This window comes from Shewanella waksmanii ATCC BAA-643 (assembly GCF_000518805.1).
GTDB lineage: Bacteria > Pseudomonadota > Gammaproteobacteria > Enterobacterales > Shewanellaceae > Shewanella > Shewanella waksmanii.
This window is the reverse complement of the sequence record NZ_KI912499.1, coordinates 1-9,560: the sequence shown is the minus strand read 5'-3', so window position 1 is coordinate 9,560 and position 9,560 is coordinate 1. Positions and strand designations below refer to the sequence as shown.

Annotated in this window: 8 protein-coding genes; 5 read left to right on the top strand and 3 right to left on the bottom strand. The window is 45.9% G+C overall.

Going from position 1 to position 9,560, the window contains the following annotated elements:
* Positions 1 to 287: 287 nt before the first annotated feature.
* From L865_RS0121830 to fadI, 3 genes are all read right to left on the bottom strand, one after another.
* The gene (locus L865_RS0121830) at positions 288 to 488 is read right to left on the bottom strand and encodes a hypothetical protein (protein WP_028775165.1); all 201 of its coding nucleotides are present in this window, start codon (positions 486 to 488) and stop codon (positions 288 to 290) included.
* A 236-nt stretch (positions 489 to 724) separates the two neighbouring features.
* On the bottom strand, positions 725 to 2,845 hold the full coding sequence (fadJ, locus tag L865_RS0121825; RefSeq protein WP_028775164.1) for a fatty acid oxidation complex subunit alpha FadJ: 2,121 nt from the start codon (positions 2,843 to 2,845) through the stop codon (positions 725 to 727).
* 4 nt (positions 2,846 to 2,849) lie between these two features.
* A complete protein-coding gene (gene fadI / locus L865_RS0121820; RefSeq protein WP_028775163.1) occupies positions 2,850 to 4,160 on the bottom strand; it encodes an acetyl-CoA C-acyltransferase FadI in 1,311 nt (436 codons plus the stop codon).
* 397 nt (positions 4,161 to 4,557) lie between these two features.
* Between fadI and L865_RS0121815 the strand changes: the two genes are divergently transcribed.
* From L865_RS0121815 to L865_RS0121795, 5 genes are all read left to right on the top strand, one after another.
* Positions 4,558 to 5,514 carry an AAA family ATPase gene (locus L865_RS0121815; RefSeq protein WP_028775162.1) on the top strand — a complete coding sequence of 319 codons (957 nt, stop codon included), beginning with the start codon at positions 4,558 to 4,560 and terminating at the stop codon, positions 5,512 to 5,514.
* 3 nt (positions 5,515 to 5,517) lie between these two features.
* A complete protein-coding gene (locus tag L865_RS0121810) occupies positions 5,518 to 6,447 on the top strand; it encodes a DUF58 domain-containing protein (RefSeq protein ID WP_028775161.1) in 930 nt (309 codons plus the stop codon).
* Entirely contained in the window at positions 6,448 to 6,927 is a 480-nt protein-coding gene (locus L865_RS0121805; protein ID WP_028775160.1) for a DUF4381 domain-containing protein, read from the top strand.
* Positions 6,920 to 7,918, top strand: a complete 999-nt coding sequence (locus L865_RS0121800) for a vWA domain-containing protein (RefSeq protein ID WP_028775159.1) — start codon at positions 6,920 to 6,922, stop codon at positions 7,916 to 7,918. Before L865_RS0121805 ends, L865_RS0121800 begins: the two co-directional genes overlap by 8 nt.
* Positions 7,918 to 9,560: vWA domain-containing protein (locus L865_RS0121795; protein ID WP_028775158.1), on the top strand; the 1,643-nt coding region annotated here is incomplete at its 3' end. The genes L865_RS0121800 and L865_RS0121795, both read left to right, overlap by 1 nt.

Below are 9,560 nucleotides of genomic sequence, written 5' to 3'. Positions count from 1 at the left end.
GCGGGTTCACCAAACATTAAGTTCAAGCCTGTTCAGTTAGCAGGTTCACCAAACATTAAATTCATCAATACTGCAAACGCGTAAGGAGAAGTGACTATGTTGAATTCACTAAAGAAAGCCCTAGGTATTGCGCACAAGTCAGAACGTAAACGTGTTGAGTTGCCTGTTGGCCTTGATCATTTGGAAGTGATTCCTGCGAAAGTCTGGTGGAAGTAACCCCTTGGTTACCTCAAATAATCGTAGTAAATAAAAAAGGAGCCAACGGCTCCTTTTTATTTTGAATGACGCTATAAGCCAATATTGACGTTACCGCGCCCTTGCGCTTTTTTCCAAGCAAAACGCTTATGGGTGCTTAATAACGGATAACCAAATGGTCCACACAGTAATCCGATAAAAGCCCAGCGTTTGACGCCTAATCCTGCTCTAAATGCTAAATTCCCCATCACAAGTGATGATAACAACAAGCCCGCTACAACGAACAAAACCATTGGGTGTATACCTCTTACTGCTACTACACGTGCCAATACATCCCACGCAAACAACCTCATAAATTAGGGTGTGAACGCAGATAGCTGTACCAACAGAAACCGTCCAACGCGAACCTTAAATTGTACACTAAGCCATCATATTTTGGCTAAAAAATTAACAAAAGTTGCCTTTTAATCGAAAAAAAACGGCATAAATATGCCGTTTTTAATTTCAATAACAATGACCTGGAGTATAACTATGAGTAAAATTTACTTTGCTCTTCAGCCATTTTCTTTAGACGTTCACATGGTGTAAAGCGATCACCATACTGAGACTGGTACTGGGTCAGTTTATCAACTAAGTTTTGCGCACCTAAGGCATCAATATACTTAAACGGCCCCCCAAGAAACGGTGGGAAACCAATACCGAAAATCGCACCAATATCCCCATCACGAGCTGAGCTAATAATGCCCTCTTCCAAACAGCGTACTGCTTCGTTGAGCATTTGAACAACACACTGCTCTGCAAGCTGTTCAGCCAGTTTGCCCGCGCCTGGGCTCACACCTAATACACCATAAACGCTCTCATCTACGCGCTTATCTTTAGGTTTTCCATTATAAAGATAAAAACCTTTCTTATTCTTACGGCCTTTACGGTCATCCGCTAGCAACTTATCAAATGCCGCCGGCGCCTTGAAACGCTCACCTAATTCCGACTCTAAAATGGGGGCAATCTTAGCTCCAACATCAATACCTACCTCATCAAGCAGTGTCATTGGCCCTACAGGGAAACCAAACTTCACTAATGCTTTATCGAGATGTTCAACGCCATTACCTTCTAATAGTAAGTTAGCAGCTTCATTCATATACAGCGCTAAAATACGATTCACATAAAAACCTGCGCCGTCTTGAACAACAATAGGAGTCTTACCCTGCTTTCTCGCAAATGCAACAGTGGTAGCAATGGTTTGCGCCGATGTGCCTTCATGGGCAATTACTTCAACTAACGGCATTTTTTCTACTGGTGAGAAATAATGCAGCCCTATCACATTTTCAGGCCGACTTGCCGCTTGAGCGATTTGACCGATAGGCAATGACGAAGTGTTCGATGCAAAAATGGTATGCTCGCCACAGTGTGCTTCAACATCTTTAACCATTTGATGTTTTAAGTTGATATCTTCAAATACGGCTTCAACCACAATATCGGCATCTTTAACGCCTTTGTACTCCGTTGTAGTGGTCATCAACGCCATTTGATTATCACGAACTGCAGGGGTGATATGGCGACGTTTAACACTCTTATTGAGTAACTTATAGGCATAGGCTAGCGCATTACTTAACCCTGTCTCATTGATATCCTTTACCCTAACTGGCAATTTAGCTTTAGTTGAGGTTACTGAGGCAATACCACCGCCCATTAATCCACCACCAAGCACCATCACCTTCTTAAGCTCACCGGGTTTAGTATCGCCCGCACCGGTTTCTTTTTTCATCTCTGTTGTAGCAAAAAAGATACTGCGCAAAGCTTCTGACTCAGGTGTCATAACCAGCTTAGCAAAATGACTCGCTTCCACTTCTAAGCCTTTCAACAAACCTTTAGTACTACCTTGGCGCACACAGTCAATAATTTTCTCAGGCGCAGGATAATTACCTTGAGTCTTTTTATTAACCTGTTTGAGCGCCTGATCAAAGATGATATTACGCCCAACAGCGGTCCCTTCTAGTACTTTATTAACCGTCGATAGTTTTGGCTTTTTGGGTGCTTTTTTACCTTTTAACGCCATATCAATGGCGGTTTGTAATAGAATCGACTCAGGCACAACATCGTCCACCAAGCCCATTTTCTTAGCTTGTTTAGGCCTAACTTGTTTGCCCGTTAACATCAAATCAAGGGCTTTAGTGATTCCCACTAGGCGCGGTAAACGCTGAGTTCCACCGCCGCCGGGCAACAAGCCTAGCTGAACCTCAGGTACGCCCATCATGGTTTTTTTACTATCAGTACATACACGCTGATGACAAGCCAGCGCTAATTCTAGTCCACCGCCAAGGCACGGCCCATGAATCGCAGCAACCACCGGAATATTTAGCCCTTCTAAAGCTAAGAATACTTGATGGCCTTGCTGAGATAACTGCTTAGCATCTTCTTCGGTTTGACAAGCATCCAACATGCTGATGTCTGCACCAGCAACAAAAGAGTCAGGTTTACCCGAGGCGACCACTAACCCCGCTATCTGACTGTCGGCCTTGATTTCCTCAAGCATGGTACTGATCTGCTCGCCAAACTCTGCTCGCAGGGTATTCATGGTTTCACCAGGCACATCCATAGTCAAAATGGCAATACCATTATCGTTGCGAGTTAACTTGAAACTGTTTTCCATCACATTACTCCACTTCAACTATCATTGCTGCGCCTAAACCACCTGCGGCACACGCTGTTGCCAAGCCTGTTCCACCACCTCGACGCTGTAGTTCGCGACACAGTTGCGTGATGATCCGCGTTCCTGTTGCTGCAAATGGGTGACCATAGGCAAGCGAGCCACCAAGCACATTAAACTTGCTCATATCAATTTCACCTATCGCTCTATCTCGACCTAAGTGCTGTTGAGCGAACTGCTTAGAAGCAAACATCTTCATATTGGCTAATGTTTGCGCCGCAAAGGCCTCATGCATTTCAATGAGGGTAAGATCTTCCAGCTCCATTCCTGCACGCGCTAGCGCCATTGGCGTGGCGTAGGATGGTCCCATTAACATGTCTTGCCAGACATCTATGGCACTAAACGCATAACTCTTTATATAACCGATAGGCGTGTAACCCATGGCCTTAGCGCGGCTCTCACTCATCAGCAATACCGCTGATGCACCATCGGTTAAAGGCGTACTATTTGCCGCGGTTACTGAGCCATGCTTTCTATCAAATGCCGGGCGTAATTTGGCATATGACTCAATTGAGGAGTTTTCACGAATATTGTTATCGCGATCAATGAAGCTGTTGTAAGGCGGGACGTGGGCAGTCATAACCTCATCAGTTAGTTTGCCCGCGTTCCATGTTTCTGTGGCTAAAGTGTGAGAGCGATGTGCAAGTGCATCTTGATCTGCACGGCTAATGCCATAGGTTTTTGCCATTTGCTCAGCCGTTTGCCCCATTGATAGACCGGTAGAATACTCGGCTACGGCTGGCGGAACAGGCAGCAGATCTTTTAAGCCTAGGCGCTTGATGATGGCAAGTTTTTGCGAGAACTTACGAGCCTTATTTAGATCGACCAAAGCATGGGCTAGTTTCTTGGAGACACCAATCGGTAGAACAGAAGAGGAGTCAGCGCCGCCAGCAATACCGACTTCGATATTACCGGTCATAATCGATTCGGCAACATTCACTGCAGATTGGAAACTGGTGGCACATGCTCGCGTGACGCTGTAGGCATCGGTAGCAATATCCATTCCGGTACCCAATACGATTTCCCGTGCGATGTTAGGAGCCGCAGGCATCTGCACCACTTGACCATAAACTAACTGTTGAATCTCTTTAGGGTCAATTTCAGAGCGAGAAAGCATCTCATTAACCACCATTTTACCCATGTCGAGTGCTGATACGCCATGGAAAGCCGTTGCTTGTTTAGCAAATGGTGTTCTTAGACCTGTCACAATCGCGACGCGGTCGCCATTGGCGTTGGTAACCCGCTGTAAATTACTCATTACTAACCCTCTTATTAACATCCACCTGGTATTCAAGCTGATGCGATTATTATTGTGTCCCTAAAAACCTGTCTTATCTCACCTGCTTAACAAACAGGTCTGACCATCAAAGTGTGATCTGATTCTAACTTCTTATGTTAAAGTTTTAAACACCTGTTTGGTTTTTAATCGTTAAATATTGAAAAAGTGCTTTATTAACAATGTTTAATTGAATATATTTTGAAAGTGATGGTCCAAATACGTCATAGTCAGTGAATAATATTAGTGGTTAAAAGAGAGCCTTTTGCGCTAAAACGTCATCTATTTGTCTTAAATTAAGCCAACTAAGTAGGCTTATATGGAATTATTTCAATGACTAGATGTCCTAACGCTCATACAAAAAATTACGAGTAGCAACATGCCTTTAAGTCGATTTCACGCATTAAGAGAATACCTAGACCAAGTTATTCTTGGTCAGCCAGTCCTGACAGAAAACCTACTCATTGCATTAATTGCAAATGGCCATTTATTAGTCGAAGGCCCACCAGGCCTAGCTAAAACCCGCGCGGTAAAAGCCTTGCGCGATGGTGTTGAAGGGGACTTTCACCGCATTCAGTTTACCCCTGATTTATTACCCGCAGATTTAACCGGTACCGATATCTATCGTGCTCAAACAGCCAGTTTCGAATTTGAAGCCGGGCCTATTTTTCACAATCTCATTTTGGCAGATGAAATCAACCGCGCGCCGGCTAAAGTACAGTCGGCCCTGCTAGAAGCCATGGCCGAAGGTCAAGTGACTGTGGGGAAAAATAGCTACAAATTACCCGAACTATTTTTAGTCATGGCCACCCAGAATCCATTGGAAAATGAAGGCACCTACCCGCTACCAGAAGCGCAGTTAGATCGTTTTCTCATGCATTTAAATCTCGACTACCCCAGTGCAGAAACAGAGTTTGCCATCATGCGTATGTCACGCAATGAAGCATTAAAACAAGCGCTGCCCGAAGTCACTCCTATCATGCAGCAAGAAGTGTTTGCCGCACGGGAACAAGCACTTGAGATCTACCTCGCAGAGCCTTTAGAGAAATATATTGTTGATATCGTAATGGCAACGCGCACACCGGCTAAATACAGTGATGACCTGGCTAAATGGCTCGAATACGGTGTCAGTCCACGCGCGACCTTAGCACTTGAACGCTGCGCAAGAGCCCGTGCTTGGATAAAAGAGCGTGACTTCGTCTCACCTGAAGATATTCAGGCAGTTGCACCTAATGTGTTACGCCACCGCTTACTACTGAGCTATCAAGCCCAAGCCGAAGGGGTCAACAGTGAGCAGGTCATTAGTCACATCTTAAGCATGGTGGCGGTACCTTAGTTTATGGTTAGTCAGGACTTACCTCTGTTTGCCGATGGTATCCACCTGTCGCAACAAGAGTTACTTGCATGCCAAAATTTGGCCAAAGCGATTCCAGAGCGTCGTAGTAAAGCTAAAGCGGCGCTCGCCGGACACCGTGCAAGTAACATCAAGGGCCGCGGGATGGAGTTCGCCGAAGTACGTCATTATCAAAGTGGCGATGATGTACGCACCATTGATTGGCGCGTAACCGCCCGAACCGGCAAGACCCATACCAAACTGTTTGTCGAAGAACGTGAACGCCCGGTTATCGTGCTGCTTGATATGAGCCATAGCCTCTACTTTGGTTCCAGTTTGTTGCTGCAATCTGTGCAAGCTGCCCATTTAGCCGCCACCTTAGGTTGGAATGCGATTGCCCATGGTGACCGCTTAGGCGCACTGATTGCCAGCGAACACCAGCACATTGAACTGAAACCTCGCAGCAGACAAAATGGTATTTTGCAGCTAGTTTCTGCAATTGAGAAAATGCACCAACAGCAACTGTCGCACATCAATGATTTGCCAAGTGAACCTCAACATATGTACCGTGCCTGCCAAAGGTTGCAACGCTTAGCCAAGCCCGGTTCGCTGATCTGGATTATTTCCGACGGCAAACATATCGACCAACAATGTATTGGCCCACTACTGGACTTGAAACGTCATTGCGATATTGGGGCTTTTTTAGTGACGGACCCCTTACGCCAAGGAGAGCTGAACTTACCAAAGCGTTTTTCCTTGCCCGTGCGCGATGGCGACAAAGAGCTAACACTAAATCGACAAAGCTACGATGCATGGCTAATGACTCAGCAGCAACAGCAAACAAACTTCGTCAACATGATGGACAAATTAAGTGTCGAAACACGATTTGTCGATGCCGGTAGAAATCTTAATCAACAGATCGGAGCCCTAAGATAGATGTCAGCACCGACTCACCCCGCATTGGCCAATTTGCAAGATATTCAGTTGCCCGAACAGATCCATCAATGGCCCATTGCACCAGGCTATTGGTTAGCTTTAATGGCGATAATCGTCATTGTTTTACTCATCATACGAGCCTGGAAGCGTCGTCAAAGTAAACTAGCCGCAAAACGCAGTGCCATAGAAGCGCTAGCACTTATCAGTATCGATACCCCAAACCTCGCTATTGAAATCAACAGTTTAATAAAACGAGCTGCTATGAGTTACCTCGGCCGAGATACCATTGCCAAACTTGAAGGTCAAGCATGGCAAGAATGGCTATTACAGCACCAAGCTAGCCAGCAACTCGTCACTTTATTGCAGCGCCGTTACCAAGCAGAAGCTTATACTCGTGAGCAAAAGCAACAACTGCTCTCAGAGACCCAGCGTTGGCTGTCTCAAGCGCTACCGCTAACTATGGAGGCAAACCATGTTTAGTATTGCCTGGCCATGGCTATTTATATTGTTACCACTGCCGCTTATTTTTCGACGTGCTCAGCAACAGCAAAAGGTAACCGGTCACCTGCAACTTCCGGGTGTTAACCAAACGGCAATCGAACAGGTAAAACAGCAGTCTTCACGCCCCTCACTATTGCTATGGCTTATTTGGATTTGCCTCGTTAGCGCTGTCACTCGCCCGCTATGGGTAGGTGAGCCAATCGAACTGCCGAGCAAAGGCCGCGATTTAATGATGGCGGTGGATTTATCTGGCAGTATGCAAATTCAAGATATGGTTATCGATGGCAAGCCAGTCGACAGACTGGTTTTGATCAAGCACGTATTGAGTGATTTTATCGAGCGCCGTCAAGGTGACCGTTTAGGGTTAATACTGTTTGCCGATCATGCTTATTTGCAGGCGCCGTTAACTCAAGACAGACGTTCAGTCGCCCAATTTCTAAGGGAAGCCGAGATTGGCTTAGTCGGCAAGCAAACCGCCATTGGCGAAGCTATCGCTTTGGGAGTGAAGCGCTTTGAACAAGTCGATGAGAGCAACCGTATCTTAATTCTTCTCACTGACGGTTCCAATAACTCAGGTAGCGTAACTCCGCAGCAAGCTGCAGAAATTGCCGCTAAACGTGGCGTCACAATTTATTCAGTTGGTGTCGGTGCAGAGGTTATGGAAAGGCGCAGCATTTTTGGTACCGAGCGCGTCAATCCATCAATGGATTTAGATGAAGCAGAATTAACAAAGTTGGCAGAAATGACCGGTGGTCGTTATTTTCGGGCACGTAATAGCGAAGAGTTAGAGCAGATTTACCAAGCAATAGATCAACTTGAACCTATCAGTCGAGAGCAATTTAGCTATCGTCCCCAAGCTGACTTATTTTACTATCCTCTCGCTTTAGCTTTGTTATTTAGCATGATCAGCGTGGTGATCAATTTACCCGTCATGCAACAAATCACTCGCCGGAAAAAGGGGGCGTTATAATGCAGTTTTTACGTCCCGAATGGTTATGGGCACTATTACCTCTCGCCCTCATTTTACTGGCACTTTGGCGATCTGAGAAAGTCAGTTCTAATTGGAGCCGTTATATTGCTCCCCATCTTGCTAAGTTATTAGTGTCTGAAGGTGAACAACAACAAAGTCGTAATCTGGTTTATTTAGCCCTAGCTTGGTTGATTGCTGTCATAGCACTCGCAGGACCGGCGATAAGCAAACAGGCACTGCCTGTATTTCAGACTGATCAGGCGCGCATTTTGGTTATGGATATGTCTTTGTCGATGTATGCCACCGATCAAGCTCCCAATCGCTTAACCCAGGCAAAATTTAAAGCAACAGATTTGATTAGCGGCTTTGCTGAAGGCGAAACGGCGTTAGTGGCGTTTGCCGGTGATGCATTTACCATCAGTCCATTGACCCGTGATAAGTCCACCCTACTGAATCTACTGCCAACACTCAGCCCAGAGATTATGCCAGTACGCGGCTCGAACCTTCCCGCGGCTTTATCGCAAGCCAAATCATTGTTAAGCCAAGGTGGTCATCTACGTGGTGATATTATTTTGCTAACCGATGGCGTAAAAGCCAATCAGGTTAATCAAGCGAAATCGGTATTAACTGATAGCCAATATCAGCTACATATTTTGGCTTTTGGCAGCAAACAAGGCGCGCCAGTAAAACTACCCAATGGCCAGCTTTTAAGAGATCAACGCGATGAGGTTGTCGTAGCAAAAACTGATTACGCCAAACTTGCAGCCATTGCCAATGATACCGGTGGCGAGCTTTATCAATACCGATCAGACAACAGCGATCTGGACACATTGATTAGCCGTATTGACCAACATCATGCCAGTAAAAAAACTGAACTTGACGGCGAGGTGCTACAAGACCTTGGCCCTTATTTAGCCCTGCTGTTATTACTGCCTATGTTGCTAACATTCAAACACGGAATACAGGCTTATTTATTGCCCATTGGTTTATTATCACTGCTGATGACGACCAGTCACCCCACGCAAGCTTCCACGTGGGACAGTCTATGGCAAACCCAAAACCAGCAAGCAATGACACAGTACGATCAACAGCAGTATCAGCAAGCCAGCGAGTTATTTACTGAGCCGCAATGGCAAGCCAGTGCCCTGTATAAAGCGGGCGACTATCAACAGGCTTTGCCTTTGTTCGAACAAGATAACAGCGCGCAAGGGCTGTATAACCAGGCAAACAGTTTGGCGCAGTTAGGTGACTTTCAAGAGGCCATTAAACGTTATGAAGCCGCATTAGATAAACAGAACGATTTTCCTCAAGCGCAGCAAAACTTAGACATTGTCAAAGATATTGCTGAACAACAGCAACAAAATGATCAGCAAAATCAGGACAGTCAACAACAGGATGAACAACAGCAACAAAATGATCAGCAAAATCAGGACAGTCAACAACAGGATGAACAACAAGGCGATCAACAACAAGATGGCCAGCAACAAAGTGACCAACAGCAAGATGGGCAGCAGCAAGACGGTCAGCAACAAGACAGCCAGCAGCAAGACGGTCAGCAACAAGACGGCCAGCAGCAAGACGGTCAGCAACAAGACGGCCAGCAACAAGACGGTCAGCAACAAGACGGCCAGCAACAAGACGG

Coding starts and splice junctions, on each gene's coding strand:
- L865_RS0121830 (WP_028775165.1), bottom strand. CDS start 488: ATGGTTTTGTTCGTTGTAGCGGGCTTGTTGTTATCATCACTTGTGATG.
- fadJ (WP_028775164.1), bottom strand. CDS start 2,845: ATGGAAAACAGTTTCAAGTTAACTCGCAACGATAATGGTATTGCCATT.
- fadI (WP_028775163.1), bottom strand. CDS start 4,160: ATGAGTAATTTACAGCGGGTTACCAACGCCAATGGCGACCGCGTCGCG.
- L865_RS0121815 (WP_028775162.1), top strand. CDS start 4,558: ATGCCTTTAAGTCGATTTCACGCATTAAGAGAATACCTAGACCAAGTT.
- L865_RS0121810 (WP_028775161.1), top strand. CDS start 5,518: ATGGTTAGTCAGGACTTACCTCTGTTTGCCGATGGTATCCACCTGTCG.
- L865_RS0121805 (WP_028775160.1), top strand. CDS start 6,448: ATGTCAGCACCGACTCACCCCGCATTGGCCAATTTGCAAGATATTCAG.
- L865_RS0121800 (WP_028775159.1), top strand. CDS start 6,920: ATGTTTAGTATTGCCTGGCCATGGCTATTTATATTGTTACCACTGCCG.